We start from the raw sequence: 20894 nt of genomic DNA, 5'->3' as shown, positions 1-20894 counted from the left end.
GGATTAGAGTCCCGGCCATGACTTACGCCTGGTGGACGTTGATCCCGTTCGTGCTCATGCTCGGGAGCATCGCGACCCTGCCGTTGGTCCCGGCGACGGCGCACCTCTTCGAGAAGCCGAGTTTCCAGCTCACGCTCGCGCTGGTCCTCGGTGTGCCGGTGGCGCTCGCCGTGTGGCTGCTGGCCGGTGACGGCGCAGCCGTGGTGCACGCCTTGGTCGAGTACGCGCAGTTCATCACCCTGCTGCTCTCGTTGTACGTCGTCTCCGGCGCCGTCTTCCTCGCCGGCGACATTCGGGCGACGCCACGCAACAACACGATCTTCCTCGCCGTCGGCGGCACGATCGCCTCCTTCATCGGCACGACCGGGGCAGCGATGTTGCTGATCCGCCCGCTGTTGCGCACCAACTCCGAACGCACCCGGCGCGTGCACACCGTGGTCTTCACGATCTTCATCGTGGCCAACTGCGGTGGCCTGCTGACACCGCTCGGCGACCCGCCCCTGTTCCTCGGCATGCTGCGGGGCGTGCCCTTCGAGTGGACGTTCTCGTTGTTCCCCGAGTGGCTGTTCGTCAACGGCATGCTGCTGCTGACGTACTACTTCCTCGACCGCAAGTACTACGCGCAGGAGCCGGCCCACGCGCTGCAGGCGGACGCCACCGACATCGAACCCCTTGGGCTGCGTGGCGCGTACTCCCTCGTGTGGTTCGCCGTCATTGTGTTCGCGGTGGCCTTTCTGCCCTCGATCGATCTGCACGCCATCGAGGAGGGACATGCCCACCTCATGGACTGGGTCCCCCTCCGCGAGATCGTGATGCTGTCGGCCGCCGCAGGGTCCTACTTCATCGGGAACAAGAGCATCCGCTGGCGGGACAACCAGTTCACCTGGGGGCCGATCCTCGAGGTCGCGGCCCTGTTCATCGGCATCTTCCTCACCATGGTGCCGGCGCTGAAGTTCCTCGCGCAGGTGGCGCCGAGTCTGCCGCTCAACCGGATCACCTTCTTCGTCTTCACCGGTGGTCTGTCCGCCCTCCTCGACAACGCCCCCACGTACGCGACGTTCTTCGAGATGGCGGCGCAACTGCCCGGCGAGCCGAGGGTGGCGAACGTGCCCGAGGCCTACCTGGTCTCGATCAGCCTCGGCGCTGTGCTCTGCGGGGCGATCACCTACATCGGCAACGGGCCGAATTTCATGGTCAAGGCCGTGGCCGACAGTCGAGGGTGAAGATGCCCAGCTTCGGCGGCTACGTCGTCCAGGCCTTCATCCACCTCGTTCCGACGATCACGGCGATGACGCTGATCTTCATCGCGCAGCCGGTGTGGGCGACGGTGCTCGGGTGGGCGCTCGCGATCGGGCTCGTCGTCAAGGCCGTACTCGGAGGACGGTCGGGTGGGCGCGAACCCGCCGTCCCGGCAGGAGACCCGGCAGGGGACCCCGCTCCCACCTCGGACAGTAGGTGAGGGCGAGACCGTAGCGCCTGCCCGGCTGTCTCACACTTTCCCTACTGTCCGAGGTGGGGGACGGAGGGTGGCCGCGAGGTCGGCGCTTGGCGGGTCACCGGCGTCATGCCGTACGGTGGGGAACACAGGGTCCTCGCACGTTCCGCCGTGGACCGACCGGCTCAGCCGGCCGCCGCGCCGAAGACGATACGCAGGTGGCGCCCGAACACCAGGCACCGCGGGACACCTCGATGAAGGACTCCCGTTGAACACCTCTGCTTTCGCACGCCTCGGCGTGCCCACCGCCGTCGCCGCCGCCCTCGAGGCGGACGGCATCGTCACCCCGACGCCGATCCAGGCCGCGACGCTGCCCGACTCCCTCGCCGGACGCGACGTCCTCGGCCGAGGCCGGACCGGCTCCGGCAAGACCTACGCCTTCCTCCTGCCGATGGTGGCCCGCCTGCAGGCGTCGGGCACCAAGCGTCGGCCGATGCGCCCGCGCGGCCTCATCCTCGTCCCCACCCGCGAACTCGCCCGACAGGTCGAGGCCGCCCTGGCCCCGCTCGCCGCGGTCGCCGGCATGCGCAGCCGCGTCGTGTTCGGCGGTGTCGGACAGAACCCGCAGGTGCAGGCGCTCAAGCAGGGAGTCGACGTGCTCGTCGCCTGCCCCGGACGCCTCGAGGACCTCATCAACCAGGGCCTCTGCAGCCTCGACGCCGTGGAGGTGACCGTCCTCGACGAGGCCGACCACATGGCCGACCTCGGGTTCCTGCCCGTCGTCAAGCGGTTGCTGAAGAAGACGCCGCAGGGCGGGCAGCGACTCCTGTTCTCCGCGACGCTCGACGCGGGAGTCGGCGTGCTCGCCGACGCGTTCCTGTCGAACCCCGTCACGCACCACGCGGACTCCCCGACCTCGCCGGTGTCCGCGATGGACCACCACGTCCTGCACATCGACGCCGGTCACCGCCTCGACGTCGTCGCCGGGCTGACCGGTGGCGCCGACCGCACCGTCGTGTTCACCCGCACCAAGTACGGCGCCAAGAAGCTCGCCAAGCAGCTCAACGGCCGCGGCGTCCCCTCGGTCGAACTGCACGGCAACCTCGGGCAGAACGCCCGGGTGCGCAACCTCGACGCGTTCCACTCCGGTGAGGTGACGACCCTGGTCGCCACCGACATCGCGGCCCGCGGCATCCACGTCGACGACGTGAGCCTCGTGGTCCACGCCGACCCGCCCGTCGAGCACAAGGCGTACGTGCACCGCTCGGGCCGCACCGCGCGGGCCGGGGCGGCGGGCACCGTCGTCACACTGATGACCGACGAGCAGACCAAGGACGTCCGCCAGCTGACCAAGGCCGCCGGGATCAACCCGACGACCACCCGCGTCCACCCCCTGCACCCGCTCATCGCCACTCTCGCCCCGACCGGTGGCGCGGCCACCGGTGAGGTGCGCGCCCCCATCGTCCCTGCCTCGACCGAGCGCGAGCAGCGTGACGGCTCCGAGCGCAACCGTCCGCGTCGTGGCGGCTCCGGCGGCTCCGGGCGTCGTCGCTCGGGCGGGTCGGACGGGCGTCAGCAGGGCGGCGACGCCTCGTCGGCGCGCGGTGGCGGGCGTCAGGGTCAGCGGGACTCCGGCGGTCGACGTCGCGGACAGGGTGGCCAGGGCGGGCAGAGCCGCGGATCGTCGGCCTCCGCCGGTGGGTCGGGTCGCCGTCAGGGCTCGAGCTCGACCACGGGGTCGTCCTCCTCCTCGTCCTCCGGCGGCAGCGCTGCCGCGTTCTCGAGCCGGTCCTCGGCCGGACGCCGCCGCTGAACCGGCACGTCGTCACCACCCCGACCCCACACCTGAAGGCGCCTGCGCCCCCTTCTGAACCGATCCCGCCCGCGGCACGCAGCCGTTGCTGCCGCGGGCGTCGGTGTCAGTTGCCGCCCTGGCGGCGGAACTGGGTCGGGGTCAGACCCGTGAGTCGCGCGAAGGTGCGGCTGAAGGCGGCCTGGTCGTAGAACCCGCAGTCGGTGGCGATGGCCGCGATGGGCCGGTCGCCGCCGGTCAGTTGCGCCGTCGCCCGCTCCATCCGCGTCGTCAGCACGAGTTGCGTCGGGGTGCGGTGGAAGACCCGCCGGATCCGACGTTCGAGGGTGTCGACGCTGCAGCCGGCGATCTCGGCGAGGTCGGTGACGCGGATCTGCCGGTCGATGTTCGCGTCGATGTGGTCGACGACCCTGGTCAGCGACGTCATCGCCGGGTCGTCGACGGCGTCGGCGCCGACATCCTGTGACAGCGACACCAGTCCTACGACCTTTCGTCCGTGCCGCAGCGGCACCTTGTTGGTGAGGAACCAGCGGGGCTGTCCGCCGCGTGAGCTGATGAGCTCCAACTCGTGCCGCAGGGGTTTTCCGGTGGACATCACGGCCTCGTCCTGGGTCTCGTACCGCTCGGCGAGGTCGGTGACGAAGAGCTCACCGGCCGTGCGGCCGAGGACGTCCCGCTCGGACCGTTTGCCCGCGCGATGCACGAAGGTCGTGTTGACCGCAACGTACCGGCCCTGAGCGTTCTTGACGCAGAACATCGTCGTCGTGAGGTCCTCCAGCAGGTCGAGGACGGCGTCCGACATCGCCGCACGCAACTGCGGGGTCAGCAACGGGCCATCGCCGGGTCGATCCTGGGACACGCCTCCATCCTGCGGCACGACCACCCGAGGCGCGCCCGGTGTCTCCGGCCGCGCGGTCCTCGGACGTCGGGAAACGGGCGCGTAGGGGGAGATCCGCAGAACGTGTGCGGCGAAACGACAAGACTGGGCGCCGAGTCCGCTCGATACTGGCTCGATGACGGACCCTCGCCCCCAGATCCAGCCGGACTCCACGGCCCGTGACGCCCTGGCCCCCTTCGTCGACGACGCCGTCGCCCTGGCCCACCGGTGGGCCGAGGCCACCCAGCGTGAGCAGACCTCCGCCGAGCGCGCGACCACCGGACAGCTCGCCTCCCTCGTCCGCGACGAGGAGGGGCTCGACTTCGCCGTCCGGTTCGTCGACCGCGTCGCCCGCCCCGAGGACAACAAGGCCGCCGCGCACGAACTGTCGCACCTGACCCCCAAGAAGGCCGCGAGTTTCCTCGAAGGCACCGACCGGGCCCTGCTCGGCCTCGGCGCGAAGCTCGCCCCGCTGGCGCCCTCCCTCGTCGTGCCGCTCGCGCGGCTGCGCCTCAAGCAGATGGTCGGCCACCTCGTCGGCGACGCCAAGGACCCGGTGCTGGCCAAGCACCTCGCCGCCGGCCGCGACCAGGGGTTCCGGCTCAACGTCAACCTCCTCGGCGAGGCCGTGCTCGGTGAGAAGGAGGCCGCCTCCCGCACCCGCCGCGTCACCGAACTCCTCGAGCGTCCCGACGTCGACTACGTGTCGATCAAGGTGAGTTCGCTCGTCAGCCAGATCAGCACCTGGGACCACGAGGGCACCGTCGCGCACTGCCTGGAGCGGCTGCGACCGCTGTACCGCGTCGCGAACACCCGCTCGCCCAAGGCGTTCGTCAACCTCGACATGGAGGAGTACCGCGACCTCGACCTCACGATCGAGTTGTTCCGGCGGATGCTCTCGGAGCCGGAGTTCCACGACCTCGAAGCCGGCATCGTGCTGCAGGCCTACCTGCCCGACGCCCTCCCAGCGCTCGAGGAACTGGCCGACTTCGCCAAGAAGCGCGTCGCCGAGGGACGTGCCGGCATCAAGGTGCGCCTGGTCAAGGGCGCCAACCTCGCGATGGAACAGGTCGAGGCCGCGGTCCACGGCTGGGAGCAGGCGCCCTACCACTCCAAGGAGGAGGTCGACGCCAACTACCTGAGCTGCGTCGAGCGGGCGCTGCGTGAGGACGTCGCCGCAGGTCACGACGGTCGCCCCGCCGCCCTGCGGGTGGGTGTCGCGAGCCACAACCTCTTCGACATCGCCGTCGCCCACCTGCTCGCGCAGCACCGTGGCACCTCCGACTCCCTCGACGTCGAGATGCTGCAGGGCATGGCCCCCTCACAGTCGCGGGCCGTCATGGAGGCCGTCGGCACCGTCCTGCTCTACACCCCGATCGTGGCGCCGGAGGACTTCGACGTCGCCGTCAGCTACCTCATCCGCCGCCTGGAGGAGAACTCCACGCCCGGCAACTTCCTCCACGCGATCTTCAGCGACGAGGAGTCCCGTCAGGCCGAGGACCCGATGGCCGAGCAGGAGCAGCGGTTCCGCGACTCGGTCGAGGCGATCCCGACCACGTCCATCGGCCCGAACCGCCGGGCCGAGCGTGAGGAGTTCGGCGACACCTTCGAGAACACGCCGGACTCCGACCCGTCCCTGCCCGAGGTGCGCCGCTGGGCGCTGGAGGCGCTCGCCGCGTCGCCGGCCGAACTCACCTCGCCGGTGCTGACCTCGCCCGAGGAGGTCGACGACGTCGTCGGTCGCGCCGCGGCCGCCCACGAGGGCTGGGCCGCGCGTCCCGCCGCCGAGCGGGCCGACATCCTGCGACGGGCCGGCCGCGGCATGGAGGCCCGCCGCGGGGAGTTCATCACGGTCATGGCCGCCGAGGGTGGCAAGACCGTCGAGCAGTCCGACCCCGAGATCAGCGAGGCCATCGACTTCGCCCGCTACTACGCCGACCGCGCCCTCGACCTGGAGAGCGGGCTCGACACCGACGGCGCGCGCTTCGTGCCCGACCGCGTCGTCCTCATCACCCCGCCGTGGAACTTCCCCGTCGCGATCCCGCTCGGCGGGGTCATGGCGGCGCTCGCGGCCGGGTCGTCCGTCGTCATCAAGCCGGCCCACCCGACGCCCGGATGCGTCGAGGTCGGCGTCGCCGCCCTGCACGAGGCCGGTGTCCCGGAGGACGTGCTGCAGGTCGTGCGCACCGGCGAGCGGTCGGCGGGCAAGGCGCTCATCTCACACGACGACGTCGAGACCGTCGTGCTCACCGGCGCCAGCGAGACCGCCCGCATGTTCGCCTCCTGGCGCCTGGGGCACGAGCGGGGACCGCGCGTGTACGGCGAGACCTCGGGCAAGAACGCCCTGATCGTCACGCCCGCCGCCGACCTGGACCTGGCCGTGGCCGACCTCGTGAAGTCCGCGTTCGGGCACGCCGGGCAGAAGTGCTCGGCGGCCTCTCTCGGCATCCTCGTGGGGTCGGTCGCGACCTCCGAGCGGTTCCGCCGCCAGCTCATCGACGCCGTGGAGTCGCTGCGCGTCGGCTGGCCGCAGGACATCTCCTCGACGATGGGCCCGATCATCGAGCCCGCCGAGGACAAGCTGCTGCGCGCCCTGACCACGCTGGAGCCCGGCGAGAGCTGGATCGTCGAGCCCCGGCAGCTCGATGACTCCGGCCGGCTGTGGAGCCCGGGGTTGAAGGAGGGCGTGCGACCGGGGTCGTTCTTCCACCTCACCGAGGTGTTCGGTCCGGTGCTCGGCCTCATGACGGCGTCGTCGCTGGAGGAGGCCATCGAGCTGCAGAACGCCACGGCCTTCGGCCTCACCGGCGGCCTGCACTCCTCGACGCCGACGAGATCGGCACCTGGCTCGAGGAGGTCGAGATCGGCAACGCCTACGTCAACCGGCACATCACCGGCGCGATCGTGCGTCGGCAGAGCTTCGGTGGCTGGAAGGAGAGCTCGGTCGGACCGGGCGCGAAGGCGGGCGGCCCCAACTACGTCGCCCAGCTCGGACGCTGGGAGCCGGACGGGACGCCGACCCGACTGGCCTCGCTCGAAGGGCCGGTCCGTCGCGGGTTGCGCGCGTTCCTGGGCCTGGTTCCGGACCGCGAGGAGCGCACGTGGCTGCGTGCTGCCGCGGGCAGCGACGCCCAGGCGTGGGAGCAGGAGTTCTCGGTCGAGCGTGACGAGTCCGCCCTGGTGGTCGAGACCAACGTGTTCCGGTACCGGCCGCACCCGCAGGTGTGGGTGCGGACGGCGCCCGGTGCGCGGATGGTCGAACTGCTGCGGGTGGTGCTCGGGGCGATGGCCGCGGGCGCCGATCTGCGCATCAGCCTGGACCCCGACACCAGCGCCCACCTCAAGTCGTTCGACGGCCGCGACGCCGACACCGACGAAGCCCTGCGCATCCTCGCGATGTACGTCGACCGGGCTGAGTCCGACGACGACTTCCTCCTGCGGATCGAGCGCGGCGACCTCACCGGGCGTCTGCGCCTGGTCGGGGACTCCCCGATCCTGTCGGCCCTGCGCGAGGAGGAGGCGCGCGGCGCGGTGACGCTGTTCTCCGACCCGGTGCTGGCCACCGGCCGCCGTGAGCTGCTGTTCTTCCTGCGTGAACAGGCCATCAGCCGCACGATGCACCGCTACGGCCACCTCGACCGCGTGGAGACCCCCGCGCGCTGACCTCGGGTTCTCCCTGCTGGGCTCGACACACGTGGAACGCCGTCACCGATGGGTGGCGGCGTTCCGCGTGTTCGGGCCGTCGTGGGGGCGTTCCGGCCGGTCCGCGCGGACCGGTGACCTCAGGTGAGGATCGTCGTGGTCACCGACGTCACGCTGGGGCGGGCCGGCGTCGACCCGAATCCGAAGCGCACCGGGGGCGTCACCGGGCGCAGAGGGCCGAGATCGACGCCGTCCCAGGAGGCGACGAGCGACGTCACCGTGTGCACGTCGTGGGCTCCGTAGTACTCGCGCCGACCGTTGCCGGCGGTCCCCGCAGTGCGCAGCCCCACGAGACGCGCGGGTGGGTCGGTCAGCCGGCAGAACGCCGGTGAGGTCGCCACCTGCCGCGGGATCGACCGCAGCAGCGCGCCAAGGGCCGTGCGGTGCCCGGTCGTGAAGGTGCACCGCAGCGGGCCGGCCTCGACCGACCAGACGCATGCGGGTCCCAGCCGGGCGTTGCGCCGGATCTCCGCGGTGACGGGGGTCAGGACGTGGTCGTCGAACCGGTAGGTGGCGGTGACGAACTCCGCGACCTCCGGAGTCGGCGCCAGCAGCACGCGATGACCGTCGGCGCGCTCGACCATGACATCGGTGAACGCGCCCAGGGGTGAGGCCGGCCAGTGTCCGACGACCAGGCGGGTGCCCTCAGCCGTGCCGAGACCGGCGATGAGCCCGTCGAACCGGTGCCGGCTCACGCGTCGTCCCGCCCGCCGACCTCGTCGGGGATGTCCTTGGAGAACAGGCCGATGAGGAACTCCGCGTCGGTGTGGGTGACCAGCCGGCCCCATCCGCGGGCGTTGAGCTCGGAACTGGCCTCGTTGAACGCCGCCAGCCCGGAGCAGGTCGCGCCCTCGGTCCTCGGCCCCCAGTGCACGATGGCGAGGTCGGTCTCGGGATGCGACACCTCGTCGAGCAGCGCGTACGTCGCTTGCCGATCCGCCGCGGACAGGTAGTAGAGGACCTCGCTGAGCACCACCAGATCGGGCGCGTCGGTCAGGGATTCGGGGCGCGCCGGCAGCGTGGACCTCTCGAGGTGCACGTTCGCCTCACCTGCGAGGCGGGCCCCGGCCAACGCGACCGCCTGGGCGGAGGGATCGGTGGCGAGGACCCGGTCGGCCCGGGCGGCGAGTGCCGCCGTGAGTTCGCCCGTGCCGCAGCCGGCGTCCCACACGAAGCCGTGCCGGGGCCGGCGCAGACAGGCGAGGACGATCTCGATCTTGCGCCGCTCGTACCAACTGCTCGCGACCTGCCAGGGGTCGGGATCACCGGCGTAGAGGCTGTCGAACTCCTCTGTCGTCGTCACCGTTCCATCGTGCCATCACGGGTCCAGAACCCGCCGTCCGAGATGTGCGCGCGGGTGTGGCTCAGGCGTTGAAGGCCGCCTCGACCTCGGCGCGGGGGACGTCGGCGAGGGAGTCGTGACGCCAGGCCGGAGCATTGTCCTTGTCGACCAGCAGCGCACGGACGCCCTCGCGGAAGTCCGGTTCGTCGGCGAAGGCGCGCGAGAGGACCGTGTCCTGGGCGAGGACGGCGTCCAGCGAGTCGAGCCGACCGGCGCGGCGGATCGCCTCCAGCGTCACGCTCACCGAGAACGGCGACCGCGCAGCCATGGCGTCCGCCGCCTCGTGGGCCTGCTCGGCGCGCTCGCCGTCGTAGGTCCGGAGCCGTTCGTGGATCGCGGCCGCGTCGTCGCCGGTGCAGCAGGCGTCGATCCACACCCGCTCGTCCTCCAGGGGAGCTGGGTGGGACGTCGAGCCGATGTCCTCAGGGGCCGGGACGGTGCCGGACTCCAACGCGCTCAGGATCTCCGGGATCCTCGAGGACTCCACGAGGACGTCGGCGATCCCGACCAGCACCGCGTCGGCGCCGGTGACCACGGCGCCGGTCATCGCCATGTGGGTGCCCAGCTCGCCGGGGGCCCGCGCCAGCAGGTGCAGTCCGCCCACGTCGGGGAAGAACCCGATCTTGGTCTCGGGCATCGCGATCTTGCTGCGTTCGGTGGCGATGCGCAGGTCGGCGTGGCCCGCGATGCCGATCCCGCCGCCCATCGTCACGCCGTCCATGACCGCGACGACCGGCTTGGGGTAGGCGCCGATGAGCCCGTCGAGGACGTACTCGTCCGCCCAGAAGGACACGGCCTCCGCCTTCTCCGCCGGCGGGCCGAGGACGTGATCGCGCATGGCGACGACGTCACCCCCGGCGCAGAGCCCCTTCTCGCCGGCGCCGGTGATCGCGACGACCGCGACGGAGTCGTCGTCCTGCCAGGCCGACAGCTGCTCGTGCATCGCCCGGATCATGTCGATGGTCAGGGAGTTGATGGCCTTGGGGCGGTCGAGGACGACGAGGCCGAGAGCGCCCCGTCGTTCGAACCGGACCTGCTCGAAGGGTGCCGTCTGCTCGGACGGTGCGGTCATCGGGACTCCTCCATCCACCGTGGTGTGGGCGCTGGTGCGGGTGTCGGTCTGGTGCGTGATCGTTCGAGTCGCGTTGCCACCATAGGAGACTGCCGCTCGGGTCAGGCTTGTCGGTGCCCTGTGGCAGACTCCGAACAGTCGTCGGGGGAGCGCAACGGTGTGGCCGGGTGGTTCGCCCGCGACGCAGCCGAAGCACGACTCTTCGACGCCCGGAGTCCGAGTGATCCTCACCAGGTTCAGCCTGCGCAACCGCGCGCTGATCGCCCTCGTCACCGTGTTCATCATGATCGGTGGCGTCATCGCGCTGGGGGCGATGAAGCGCGAGCTCATCCCCTCGATCCAGATCCCGATCGCCGGGGTCGTCACGGTCGTGCCCGGCGCCGGTGCAGGAGTGATCGAGGACCAGGTCAGCGCCCCCATCGAGGCGGCGGTGCTCGGCGTCGAGGGCGTCGAGAAGGTCGAGTCCACGTCGCGTTCGGGCGTCTCTTCGGTCACCGTCAACCTGGAGTACGGCACCGATCTGCCCCAGGCGCAGGCCAAGCTCCAACGCGCGGTCCTCGCCGTGCGCAACCTGCCCGAGGGGCCGATCCGCGCGTCATCACGGGCAGCATCGACGACTTCCCGGTCATGCAGATCGCGGCCAGCGGTGGTGAGAGCCCCGACGAGCTGGCCGAGCGGGTGCGCGACCTGGTGGTGCCCGAGCTGAGCGACGTCCCCGGAGTGCGCGAGGTGCAGGTCAGCGGCGCCTCCGACAAGGTCGTCCGCATCGACCTCGACGAGGACGAGCTCGAACGCACCGGCATCACCGCGTCCACGGTCACGAGCCTGCTGCAGGCCAACGGCGTCGTCATCCCCGGTGGCCAGATCAAGGCCGGTGACCAGGACCTGAGCGTCCAGGTCGGCTCCCGGCTGTCGTCGGTCGAGCAGATCCGTGAGTTGCCGCTGGCGGCCGTCCCCGGCGGGTCCGGTAGCGCGCTGTCGGGCCTGGCACGCGGGTCCGCTCCCGCTGCACCCCGTCTTCCGGGTGGGGCGGCGCCGCCCGCGTCCTCCGGCGGTGCCGGCATGAGCGCCCCGATCCCCCGGGCCCGGCCCCTGGCCCCGGCACCCGAGGAGACGGCCTCGCCGAGCCCCACCGCGAGCCCGACCCAGACACCCACTCCGTCGCCCACGACGACGCCGACGCAGGCGCCCACCTCGCCACCCCCGGCGACCGCCCCGCCGACGACGCCGACCCCCACGGCCACCCAGACCCCGGCGCCCCCGACCAGCATGGCGCCGACCGGCCTGCCCACCCAGCTCCCGACGCAACTGCCCACGCAATTGCCCACGCAGCTGCCCACCGAGATCCCGGGCGACGTGCCCTGGCCCGAGGGGCTGCCCTCGCTCCCCGAGCTCCTCGAGCAGTTGCAGCAGGTTCCGCGGCTCATCGCGGCGCTCGAACAGCTCCAGCAGTTGCAGGAGCAACTCCAGGGCCTGGACCAGCTGCAGGAGCAGCTTCAGGGACTCTCGCAGCTCAGTGAACTGCAGGGGCAGCTCGGAGCGCTGAGGCAGTTGCAGGGTCAGCTCGACCAGTTGCGCGGACTCCAGGGCCAGCTCGCGCAGCTCTCGCAGCTGCAGGGTCAGTTGCAGGCGCTGCAGGGCTTGCAGGGCCAGCTCCAGGGTCTGTCCCAGCTCCAGGGCCAACTCGGGCAGTTGCAGGCGTTGCAGGGCCAGCTCGCCGGACTGTCCGAACTGCAGAAGCAGCTCGCGGCCATGCAGGGTGGCACGACCATCCCGACGCCGACGATCCACACCCTGGGTGACGTCGCCGAGGTCGACCTCGTCGACGCACCCGGTGCCGGTGTCTCGCGCTCCGACGGGCGCCCCAGCGTCACCCTCGCCATCACCAAGACCCCGGCCGCCGGCGCCGTCGAGGTCTCCCACGCCATCCAGGAGAAGCTGGCCGACGCCGAGGCCAAGATCCCCGGTGGGGAGCTGAGTGTCGTCTTCGACCAGGCGCCGTTCATCGAGCAGTCCATCGACGACCTCGGTGTCGAGGGGTTGCTCGGACTCGCGATGGCCGTGCTGGTGGTGTTCGTCTTCCTGCTGTCGCTGCCCCTGACCGTGGTCACGGCCTTGTCGATCCCGATGTCGCTGCTCATGGCCGTCATCGGCATGAACACCGGTGGCCTGTCGCTCAACATCCTCACGCTGGGTGCGCTGACGATCTCCGTCGGACGCGTCGTCGACGACTCGATCGTCGTCATCGAGAACATCAAGCGACACCTCGACCTCGGCGAACCCAAGGGGTGGCCATCCCGGCGGCCGTCAAGGAGGTCGCCTCCGCCATCACGGCCTCGACGGCGGCCACCATCGCGGTGTTCCTGCCGATCGGTGTCGTCGGCGGCCAGGCCGGTGAGCTGTTCCGCCCGTTCGCCATCACCGTGGCCCTCGCGATGGGCGCCTCCCTGCTGGTCGCGCTGACGATCATCCCGGTCCTGGGGTACTGGTTCGTGCGCAGCGACGGCGAGAGCAGCGCCGGGCGCCGGCGGTTCGCCCTGCCCTGGCGTCGTCGCACCCACGAGCGGGCCGTGGAGGAGCGCGAGGAGTCCGAGCAGACGGCGGAGCATCGGGAGGAGTCGGCGGAGGCCGCGACCTCCGAGGCGGGTGAGAAGCAGCGCGCGCATCACGGCGCCGCCGTCCCGGGTGGCGGGTTGCTCCTGCGGGCCTACCTGCCGGCGCTGGGGGTGGCCCTGCGCCGACCCGTCGTCACCGTCGTCCTGGCCTTCCTGCTGCTCGCGCTCACGGGCGTGGCTGCCACGGGCCTCAAGACCGACTTCATCGGCGACGCCGGCACCGACTCCTCGCGATCTCCCAGCGCCTCCCCGTGGGGACGACGCTGGAGAAGACGGACGAGCGCGCGGCGGTCGTCGAGCGCATCGTGCGGCAGCGGCCCGAGGTTGAATCGGTGCAGGTCACCATCGCGGGCTCCGGTGGCGGCGGCGTGCAGACCTTCTTCGGCGGCGGCAGCTCCAACGTCGCCCGGCACACCGTCACCTTGGCGAAGGACAGCGACACCGAGGCGGTCACCCAGGCCCTGCGCGCCGCGTTCGACCAGCGTGACGACCTCGGCGACGTCAGCGTCTCCCAGGCCGGAGGCGGCGGTCCGGGCAGCAGCCAGGTCGAGATCTCGGTGCAGGCGGCCGACCAGGAGGACCTGCGCGCGGCGGCCACCGCCGTGCAGAAGTCCGTGGAGTCCGTGGGCGGCACCCGCGACGTCGCGAACAACCTCGCCGCCGAGACGCCCGCGCTCGTCGTCGACGTCGACCGGGCGGCGGCGCTCGAACGCGGTCTCACCGAGCCGCAGATCGGCGCCGCGGTGTCCAAGGCGTTGCAGGGGGCGACGATCGGTCAGGTCGAGATCGAGGAGCAGCGCCGCGACGTCGTGGTCCACGAACGCCCCACTCCCACGACGGAGTCGGCGATGGAGGACGTGCCGGTGGGGTCCGACCTCAACGGCAAGGAGGTCCTTCTCGGCGCCGTCGCCGACGTCGAGCGGCAGAACACCGCCGCCTCGATCACCCGGGTCGACGGCCGACGTACGGCCCTCATCACGGCCACCCCCGACGGCGACGACCTCGGCGGCGTCACCCGCGACATCCAGGCGGCCGTGAACGCGACGCAACTGCCCGCCGGCGCCTCGGCGACCATCGGTGGTGTCTCGGCCGAGCAGCAGGAGGCGTTCACCCAGCTGGGTATCGCGATCCTCATCGCCATCGCCATCGTCTACGTGGTCATGGTCGCCACGTTCGGCAGCCTGATCCAGCCGTTGATCCTGCTGATCAGCGTGCCGCTGGCGGCCACCGGCGCCCTCGCGGCCCTGGAGCTGACCGACACCGCGCTCGGCGTGCCGGCCATCATCGGTCTGCTCATGTTGGTGGGCATCGTCGTCACCAACGCCATCGTGCTCATCGACCTCGTCAACCAGTACCGCGAGCGCGGTCTGGGGGTGCTCGACGCGGTGGTCGAGGGTGCGCGAGACCGGGTGCGGCCCATCGTCATGACGGCGTTGGCCACGATCCTCGCGCTGGTGCCGATGGCCATGTCCCTCTCGGGCGGTGGGGCGTTCATCTCCCAGCCGTTGGCGCTGGTCGTCATCGGTGGTCTGTTCAGCTCGACGGCCCTCACGCTGCTCGTCGTGCCGGCCCTCTACCTCCTCATCGAGCGACGCCGAGAGGGGCGCCGCGCCCCGCGCGATCCACTCGCGGAGGCGCAGAACACCTGATCCGTCGGGGTGACCGACGACATGTTGCGCAAAACGGGCGTTGGATGGTTATGTGGCCTTTCGGGTGATTATGTGGACAGCCCGCGACGACGACGTCGAAGGAGAGACCCCGTGTCGACCATGCAAGAGGCGCCCCAGCGCACGCAGACCGGCCCGATCGAGGGCACGAAGAGCGTCCGGGTGCCGCACACGCCGACAGCCGTCCGGATCGCCCGCCGCACCATCGGCGCCGATCTCACGACACGCGGCGTGAGTCGACTCGTGGTGGAGGAGGTCGAGGCCGTCGTCTCCGAGTTCGTCGCCAACTCCGTGCTCCACGCCCGCCCACTGGCCGACGGCTGCGTGCGCGTGCGGTGGAAGGTCAAGAGCGGCGCGGTCGAGGTCGAGGTGCGCGACGGTGGCGGCGCCACCTACCCCAAGCCGGTGCGCAAGTCGCTCTGGGCGGTACGGGGGCGCGGCCTGCGCATCGTGCGCAGCCTGGCCCACGAGTGGGGTGTGCAGGACGAGCGCAACGGCCGCACCGTGTGGGCGGCCCTCGGTGGTCCTTCTCGCCGGCGCCGTCTCTGACCTGCGCCCTCTCCGGGGGCGTCGACCCCGGGAGACTAGGCTGCACTCATGGGTAAGGCATCACGACGCGCTCGCCAGGCCGAGCGACGCCAGGGTTCGACCGTCTCCACCGCCGCACCGTTCGTGGCGCGGCCGTTCGAGGGGCTGCCCGGCGAGACCGACATCGTCGCCATGCGCGAGATCGTGCCCGCGGCCACCGCCACGGTGAGGCTGCGTCGTGATTCCGAGGCGCTCGTCGCCGCAGCGGGAGAGGCGGGCGTGCCCGAGACCCTCACCCTCGCCACCGTCCTCCCCATGGCCTGGCCGGGTCTGCACCGGGCCGACGGCGTGCGCATGATCGGGCTGCAGTCCGGCTCCACCAGCGGCGATCACTCCCGCGACATCGCCCACGTGCTGCTCGAGCTGCTCGGGACTCCTGAGGGGATGCCCGCGCGGCCCACGACAGTCGCCGAGTACGCCACTCCTCGCCTGCAGGATCTGGTCGACCTCGACGCGCCACTGGTCGTCGACATGCACGAGACGTTCGACTTCTGGATCGCGCCGGGCCGCGATCTCGACGCCGAGGGCAAGGCCTCGCTGGAGCAGACCAACGCCTCGATCATCCCCACGACCCGGCTGTCGAGCGTGGAGTCGGCCTACTGGTGCCGCGTCGGCGAACGCACGCACCTGCGGTGGCTGCTGCCCCACGACGAGGACCGCGCGACCGACGCCCTCGCGCGCCTGGTGGCCGCGGGGGCCGAATCCCTCGGGCCGGACACCCGCCTCCTCGGCGCGTTCCGGGCCTGCGGACTCCTCGTGCCCGTGTGGGACCTGGACCCGGCGCTCGAGGCCGGTGACCACGAAGACGCGGTGGCCGCCCTGAGCGCCCGTTTCGAGGAGGCCTACGCCGCCGACGGCTCCCTGACCCCGGAGGAGCGCCGCGCCCGCGCCGGTCTCCTGGGACGGCAGATGACGCTGCGATGAGGATCGGCTACCTCGGTCCGCCCGGCACCTTCACCGAGATGGCGCTGCTGCGCCTGCCCGAGGCCGAAGAGGCCGACGCCGTGCCCTGCGCCTCGGTCGACGTCGCGCTCGGGAGGGTGCGCGCCGGAGAGCTGGACGCCGCCGTCGTCGCGATGGAGAACTCCGTCGAGGGCGGGGTCTCCGCGACGCTGGACTCCCTCGCGACCGGCTCCTCGCTGCACATCGTCGGCGAGGTGCTCGTCCCGATCCGGTTCGTGCTGGCCGTGCGACCGGGCACGACGCTCGAGGACATCCACGCGGTGGCCACGCACAGCCACGCGTGGGCCCAGGTGCGCGGGTGGATGTCGGAGCACCTGCCCGAGGCGGTCTTCATGCCCGCCCTGTCGAACGCCGCGGCGGCCGCCGATCTCGGGGGTGAGGGTGCCTCGTCGTTCCAGGCCGCCGTGTGTCCCCAGATCGCCGCCGACCGTCATGGGCTCGTCCCGCTGGCCGACGACATCGGCGACATCCCCGACGCCGTGACCCGGTTCGTCGTGGCCGCCCGCCCAGGCCGGATGCCCGAACCCACCGGCGCCGACAAGACGACCCTCGTGCTCTTCCAGCGCGACGACCGACCGGGTGGACTCCTCGGACTCCTCGAGCAGTTCGCGGCGCGCGGCATCAACCTCACCCGGCTGGAGTCGCGCCCCACCAAGGCCTCGCTCGGCTCCTACTGCTTCTCGATCGACCTCGAGGGACACGTCGCCGACGAACGCGTGGGCGAGACGCTCATGGGCCTGCACCGCATCTGCTCCGAGGTGCGCTTCGTCGGCTCCTATCCCCGGGCCGACCTGCGACCGGCCGAGATCCACCCCGACCACGGCGACGAGGCCTACGTCGACGCGCGTCTCTGGCTCGAACTCCTGCGCCGGCCGTAGTTCCGGCGAGACGAGCCGGAGGAGTCTCCTAGATCACCGTCCTGGGCGTGCGCAGCACGAGTGCGCCCTGCAGGACGGTGGCCTTGAGTGCCCGCGCGGGGCCGATGGGGTCGCCGTCGAGCTGGACCTCCTGGTGGTGGCCGCCCCCGAGTCGGATGCGCATGGTGTGGCACTGCAGGTGTTCGACGCGGCGGTGCCCGTGGCGCGTCTTGGTGAGGATGCGCAGGGCGACCGCGGCCCAGCCCGACAGGCCCTTGGGCGCGAGGATCACCGCATCGAGGGTGCCGTCGTCGACCTCGGCGTCGGGGAGCAGTTCGACGCCACCCTGCAGCCGCCCGACGTTGCCGATGAGGATCGAGCGGACCTTGCGGTGGATGACCAGGTCGTCGTCGAGCACGACCTCCACCTCGAACCGGTGACCGGCGAGCTGGGAGATGCCCGAGACGACGTAGGCCGGCCAGCCGAGGTGGGACTTGAGCTTCTCCGGCGCCTGGGCCATGACCGAGGCGTCGAACCCCAGACCGGCCATGACGAGGAAGTAGTAGTCCTTGGGGTCGTCCTGGGTCTCCTCCGGGAGGACGGAGAGGCGGCCGATGTCGATCGGCCGGTCGACGCCTTCGAGGGCGATGAGGAAGCACTGCTCGAGGGAGTCGATGGGGAACTCCATGTTGCGCGCCAGCAGGTTGCCGGTGCCCCCGGGCAGCAGCCCCATCGGAACGCCGGTGTCGACGAGTCCGGCGGCGACCGCGCGGGCCGTGCCGTCGCCGCCTAAGGCGCACACGACCTCGGCGCCGTTCTCGGTGGCCTCACGGGTCTGTCCGGTGCCGGGGTCCTCGACCGTCGTCTCGTGCCAGTCGATCTTCCAGCCGCGGGTCTCGGCGAGCGCGTCGAGTTGGTACTGGACGCGTCCGACGTCGGCGAACTTGATGGGATTGATCACCACCGCGACGCGCCGATGGGTGGGCTCGGAGGGCGGCTGCTCGCCGGCGGCGTCCTTGCGAGCGCCGCCCATCCGCACGGTCGACCACACGACCACCGCCACCACGACGAGCAGGACCAGAATGCCGATCCAGAGGACCCACGACGCTGCGTTCACATCGTCGACGGTACTCGGCGACGCCGGTCGCCGCCCGTGGGGTCGTGCGCGTGCGATATCTCCGTGAACACCTCGGTGCCGCCCTCTATCGTGGAGGCGTGATCGACATCAAGGTGCTTCGTGAGAATCCGCAGGCCGCTCGTGACTCCCAGCACGCCCGCGGCGAGGACGAGAGGATCGTCGACGCGATCCTCGCGGCCGACGAGCGACGCCGGTCGAGCCTGGCGGAGTTCGAGCGCCTGCGCGCCGAGCAGAAGACGACGAGCAAGGCGGTCGGCGAGGTCATGGGCCGCCTCGGCAAGGCCAAGAAGTCGGGGGCCGACGCCGAGGAGCTGTCGGCGCTGGAGACCGAGGCCAACGAGGCGCGTCGCGCCGCCGGTGAGCTGTCGGACCGCGTCAAGGCGCTCGAGGCGACCTCGATCGAGGCGCAGACCGAACTCACGACGCTGCTCACCCGCCTGCCCAACTTCGTCATCGAGGGTGTGCCGAGCGGTGGCGAGGACGACTTCGTGGTGCTGGAGACCCACGGGCCGCAGCCTCGGGACTTCGCCGCCGAGGGTTTCGAGCCCAAGGACCATCTGGAGATCGCCGAGCACCTCGGGCTCATCGACATGGCGCGCGGCGTCAAGGTCGCCGAGTCGCGGTTCTACTACACCGTCGGTCAGGGGGCGCGGCTGGAGAACGCGCTCATGCAACTCGCGCTCGAGACGGCCTACGAGAACGGTTTCACGCAGGTCGGCGTCCCCACGCTGGTCAACCCCACGACGATGGCCGGGGCGGGCTTCCTCGACTCGCACGCGGACGAGGTCTACAAGCTGGGTACCGACGAGCTGTACCTCACCGGCACCTCGGAGGTGGCGCTCGCCGGCTTCCACGCCGACGAGATCATCGACCTCGCGGACGGGCCGCGGCGCTATGCCGCGCTGTCGACGTGCTACCGGCGCGAGGCGGGCAGCTACGGCAAGGACACCCGCGGCATCATCCGGGTGCACCAGTTCCAGAAGGTCGAGATGTTCGTGTACTGCCGTCCCGAGGACGCCGAGAACGAGCACGCACGCCTGCTGGCCCACGAGCGCGACATGCTCGACCGCATGGAGCTGCCCTACCGCGTCATCGACGTGGCGGCCGGAGACCTCGGTGGCCCGGCCGCGCGCAAGTTCGACTGCGAGGGCTGGGTGCCCACCCAGGGCAAATACCGCGAGCTCACCTCGACCTCGAACTGCACGACGTTCCAGGCCCGCCGGCTCGGCACCCGCGAACGGGTGCCGTCGGGGACGCGGACCGTCGCGACCCTCAACGGAACGATGGCCACGACCCGGTGGCTGGTCGCGCTGCTGGAGAACCACCAGCAGGCCGACGGCACGGTCGTCGTCCCGGTCGCGCTGCGGCCCTACCTCGGTACCGACCTGCTCGTGCCGGGCGGTCGCTGAGGCCGGTCCCGGGGCTCCCACGGGGGTTCCGGGCCGGTTTCCGGGGCTCGTGCTGAATGTCCTGATCGCGTCCAAGAGCGGCGTCCGTCTTGGACGCATCGCCGCGAGAAAATGAGATGAACGAGCGCACGACTTGGACGAACGGTGCATAATTCGCGCTCTGAACATGTTGGTGGACAACGGAATTCAGAGCCCTTGCCGCGATGTGTGCATGCGCTCTGCCGAAGAGCTGTGAACGGCGGCGAGAAGGGCGATAAGGACCTACATCAGAGGATTGATCACATCAATGCAATCGGGGGAGGACAGTCATGGAAGACGCGAACGAGGTGTTGGGACTCACCGACCTGTATACGCACCACTTGTGCCTGGGGCACTTCGGCCGCCAGTGGGCCGCGCAGATGCGACACGAGGCCGAGCGCGAGTCCGGGTCGCTGGACGCCGAGTACCTCAAGGGGTACGCGCAGGCGCTGGAGGACATCGTGCAGCATCTGGAGGCGGGCGAGGGCCTGCCCGGCGGGCCCCTCTACGCGCGTATCGCCGAGCGGTTCGCCACGGGGGAGCACAGCCGTACCTGAAGGGTGGGATGCTGGGCGGGCCATGGAGATCACCAGCCCGTCCAACCCACGCCTCCGCGCGCTGGCGCGCCTTCGCCGACGCCGGGATCGTGACGCGGCCGGGGTCACGCTGGTGGAGGGGGTGGAGGAGACCACCCTCGCCGTCGGCGCCGGTGCGCGGGTGCGCGAGGTCTATTGGTGTCCCGACCTGGACGACGGTCGCGCCGAGCCGTTGCTGCGGACCTTCGCCGATCAGGGACTCGACGTCGTGCGCCTCTCCCGTCAGGCGTTCGAGAAGGTCGCCTACCGCGAGGGCCCGGACGGCATGCTCGCGGTGATGGAGGCCCCGGGGATCCCGCTGGAGGGATTCGACCCGGGCACACCGGAGTTCCTGCTCGTCGGGGAGCACATCGAGAAGCCCGGAAACCTCGGCGCGATCCTGCGGACGGCCGACGCGGCCGGAGTGCACGGCGTCATCGCCGCCGACCCGGTCTCCGACTGGGGCAACCCCAACGTCGTCCGGGGCAGCAAGGGTGCGGTGTTCGCCGTCCCGGTCGTCTCGGCGACCACGCCGGACACCCTGGCGTGGCTGCATGGCCGGGGCGTGGCGCTCGTCGCGGCCACCCCCGATGCCGACCTCCTGCACACCGAGGCCGACCTACGCGGCCCGATCGCCATCGCGGTCGGCGCCGAGAAGGAGGGGCTCTCGGCGCTCATGCTCGCCGCGGCCGACATCAGAGTGCGGATTCCGATGGTGGGGCAGGTCGATTCGCTCAACGTCGCGACGTCCGCGGCCATCCTGCTGTACGAGGCGGTACGCCAGCGGGGCGCGGGCTGACCAGGGCACCAGGTCCCGGGACCG

The 20894-nt window shown here is 71.2% G+C and carries 16 protein-coding genes and 3 pseudogenes; 14 read left to right on the top strand and 5 right to left on the bottom strand.

Features of this window, described 5'->3' with window-relative positions:
* The first annotated feature begins 17 nt into the window (after positions 1-17).
* The 3 genes from QQK49_RS16720 to QQK49_RS16710 all read left to right on the top strand — a co-directional run bounded on the left by QQK49_RS16720 (position 18) and on the right by QQK49_RS16710 (position 3248).
* Complete coding sequence (locus tag QQK49_RS16720) at positions 18-1223, top strand: sodium:proton antiporter (RefSeq protein ID WP_284304924.1); 1206 nt, start codon at positions 18-20, stop codon at positions 1221-1223.
* Between the two features lie 2 nt (positions 1224-1225).
* Positions 1226-1459 (top strand): hypothetical protein, encoded by a 234-nt coding sequence (locus tag QQK49_RS16715; RefSeq protein WP_284304922.1) that lies wholly within the window; start codon positions 1226-1228, stop codon positions 1457-1459.
* 244 nt (positions 1460-1703) lie between these two features.
* The gene (locus tag QQK49_RS16710; protein WP_284304920.1) at positions 1704-3248 is read left to right on the top strand and encodes a DEAD/DEAH box helicase; all 1545 of its coding nucleotides are present in this window, start codon (positions 1704-1706) and stop codon (positions 3246-3248) included.
* A gap of 106 nt (positions 3249-3354) precedes the next feature.
* On the opposite strand, the gene QQK49_RS16705 is transcribed toward QQK49_RS16710, so the two are convergent.
* Entirely contained in the window at positions 3355-4107 is a 753-nt protein-coding gene (locus QQK49_RS16705; protein WP_284304919.1) for an AraC family transcriptional regulator, read from the bottom strand.
* 154 nt (positions 4108-4261) lie between these two features.
* Between QQK49_RS16705 and QQK49_RS16700 the strand changes: the two are divergent.
* Positions 4262-7788 (top strand): annotated as a pseudogene (locus QQK49_RS16700) (proline dehydrogenase family protein).
* A 119-nt stretch (positions 7789-7907) separates the two neighbouring features.
* Here QQK49_RS16700 and QQK49_RS16690 read toward each other — a convergent pair.
* From QQK49_RS16690 to QQK49_RS16680, 3 genes are all read right to left on the bottom strand, one after another.
* A complete protein-coding gene (locus QQK49_RS16690; RefSeq protein ID WP_284304916.1) occupies positions 7908-8522 on the bottom strand; it encodes a hypothetical protein in 615 nt (204 codons plus the stop codon).
* Complete coding sequence (locus QQK49_RS16685) at positions 8519-9130, bottom strand: class I SAM-dependent DNA methyltransferase (RefSeq protein WP_284304915.1); 612 nt, start codon at positions 9128-9130, stop codon at positions 8519-8521. The genes QQK49_RS16690 and QQK49_RS16685 overlap by 4 nt, the downstream gene beginning before the upstream one ends.
* Positions 9131-9191: 61 nt before the next feature.
* Entirely contained in the window at positions 9192-10241 is a 1050-nt protein-coding gene (locus QQK49_RS16680) for an enoyl-CoA hydratase/isomerase family protein (protein ID WP_284304914.1), read from the bottom strand.
* A 220-nt stretch (positions 10242-10461) separates the two neighbouring features.
* On the opposite strand from QQK49_RS16680, the gene QQK49_RS16675 reads away from it, so the two are divergent.
* The 7 genes and pseudogenes from QQK49_RS16675 to pheA all read left to right on the top strand — a co-directional run bounded on the left by QQK49_RS16675 (position 10462) and on the right by pheA (position 16952).
* Positions 10462-10947, top strand: a complete 486-nt coding sequence (locus tag QQK49_RS16675) for an efflux RND transporter permease subunit (protein ID WP_284304913.1) — start codon at positions 10462-10464, stop codon at positions 10945-10947.
* Positions 10869-12458: pseudogene (locus QQK49_RS22905) on the top strand (efflux RND transporter permease subunit); the annotation flags it as partial. The gene QQK49_RS16675 and the pseudogene QQK49_RS22905, both read left to right, overlap by 79 nt.
* A 71-nt stretch (positions 12459-12529) precedes the next feature.
* Positions 12530-12712 (top strand): annotated as a pseudogene (locus QQK49_RS22900) (efflux RND transporter permease subunit); the annotation flags it as partial.
* Positions 12713-13089: 377 nt separating this feature from the next.
* Complete coding sequence (locus tag QQK49_RS16660; protein WP_284305941.1) at positions 13090-14505, top strand: efflux RND transporter permease subunit; 1416 nt, start codon at positions 13090-13092, stop codon at positions 14503-14505.
* 120 nt (positions 14506-14625) lie between these two features.
* Positions 14626-15072: an ATP-binding protein gene (locus QQK49_RS16655; RefSeq protein WP_284305940.1), complete on the top strand. Its 447-nt coding sequence runs from the start codon at positions 14626-14628 to the stop codon at positions 15070-15072.
* 48 nt (positions 15073-15120) lie between these two features.
* Positions 15121-16035, top strand: coding sequence for a DUF5926 family protein (locus QQK49_RS16650; RefSeq protein ID WP_284304912.1), 915 nt, complete (start codon positions 15121-15123; stop codon positions 16033-16035).
* Positions 16032-16952, top strand: coding sequence for a prephenate dehydratase (gene pheA / locus QQK49_RS16645; protein WP_284304911.1), 921 nt, complete (start codon positions 16032-16034; stop codon positions 16950-16952). Before QQK49_RS16650 ends, pheA begins: the two co-directional genes overlap by 4 nt.
* 28 nt (positions 16953-16980) lie before the next feature.
* Here pheA and QQK49_RS16640 read toward each other — a convergent pair whose 3' ends face one another.
* Positions 16981-18048 carry a diacylglycerol/lipid kinase family protein gene (locus QQK49_RS16640; protein ID WP_284304910.1) on the bottom strand — a complete coding sequence of 356 codons (1068 nt, stop codon included), beginning with the start codon at positions 18046-18048 and terminating at the stop codon, positions 16981-16983.
* 98 nt (positions 18049-18146) lie between these two features.
* On the opposite strand from QQK49_RS16640, the gene serS reads away from it, so the two are divergent.
* The 3 genes from serS to QQK49_RS16625 all read left to right on the top strand — a co-directional run bounded on the left by serS (position 18147) and on the right by QQK49_RS16625 (position 20870).
* Positions 18147-19478: a serine--tRNA ligase gene (gene serS / locus QQK49_RS16635; protein WP_284304909.1), complete on the top strand. Its 1332-nt coding sequence runs from the start codon at positions 18147-18149 to the stop codon at positions 19476-19478.
* Positions 19479-19786: 308 nt separating this feature from the next.
* Positions 19787-20053, top strand: coding sequence for a hypothetical protein (locus tag QQK49_RS16630; RefSeq protein WP_284304908.1), 267 nt, complete (start codon positions 19787-19789; stop codon positions 20051-20053).
* A gap of 22 nt (positions 20054-20075) precedes the next feature.
* Positions 20076-20870, top strand: coding sequence for a TrmH family RNA methyltransferase (locus QQK49_RS16625; protein ID WP_284304907.1), 795 nt, complete (start codon positions 20076-20078; stop codon positions 20868-20870).
* Positions 20871-20894 lie beyond the last annotated feature (24 nt).

This window comes from Mobilicoccus caccae (assembly GCF_030161635.1).
GTDB classification, from domain to species: Bacteria; Actinomycetota; Actinomycetes; order Actinomycetales; family Dermatophilaceae; genus Mobilicoccus; species Mobilicoccus caccae.
This window is presented reverse-complemented; position numbering and strand designations above follow the sequence as displayed.

Coding starts and splice junctions, on each gene's coding strand:
- QQK49_RS16630 (WP_284304908.1), top strand. CDS start 19,787: ATGGAAGACGCGAACGAGGTGTTGGGACTCACCGACCTGTATACGCAC.
- QQK49_RS16650 (WP_284304912.1), top strand. CDS start 15,121: ATGGGTAAGGCATCACGACGCGCTCGCCAGGCCGAGCGACGCCAGGGT.
- QQK49_RS16625 (WP_284304907.1), top strand. CDS start 20,076: ATGGAGATCACCAGCCCGTCCAACCCACGCCTCCGCGCGCTGGCGCGC.
- QQK49_RS16655 (WP_284305940.1), top strand. CDS start 14,626: ATGCAAGAGGCGCCCCAGCGCACGCAGACCGGCCCGATCGAGGGCACG.
- QQK49_RS16680 (WP_284304914.1), bottom strand. CDS start 10,241: ATGACCGCACCGTCCGAGCAGACGGCACCCTTCGAGCAGGTCCGGTTC.
- pheA (WP_284304911.1), top strand. CDS start 16,032: ATGAGGATCGGCTACCTCGGTCCGCCCGGCACCTTCACCGAGATGGCG.
- QQK49_RS16720 (WP_284304924.1), top strand. CDS start 18: ATGACTTACGCCTGGTGGACGTTGATCCCGTTCGTGCTCATGCTCGGG.
- QQK49_RS16715 (WP_284304922.1), top strand. CDS start 1,226: ATGCCCAGCTTCGGCGGCTACGTCGTCCAGGCCTTCATCCACCTCGTT.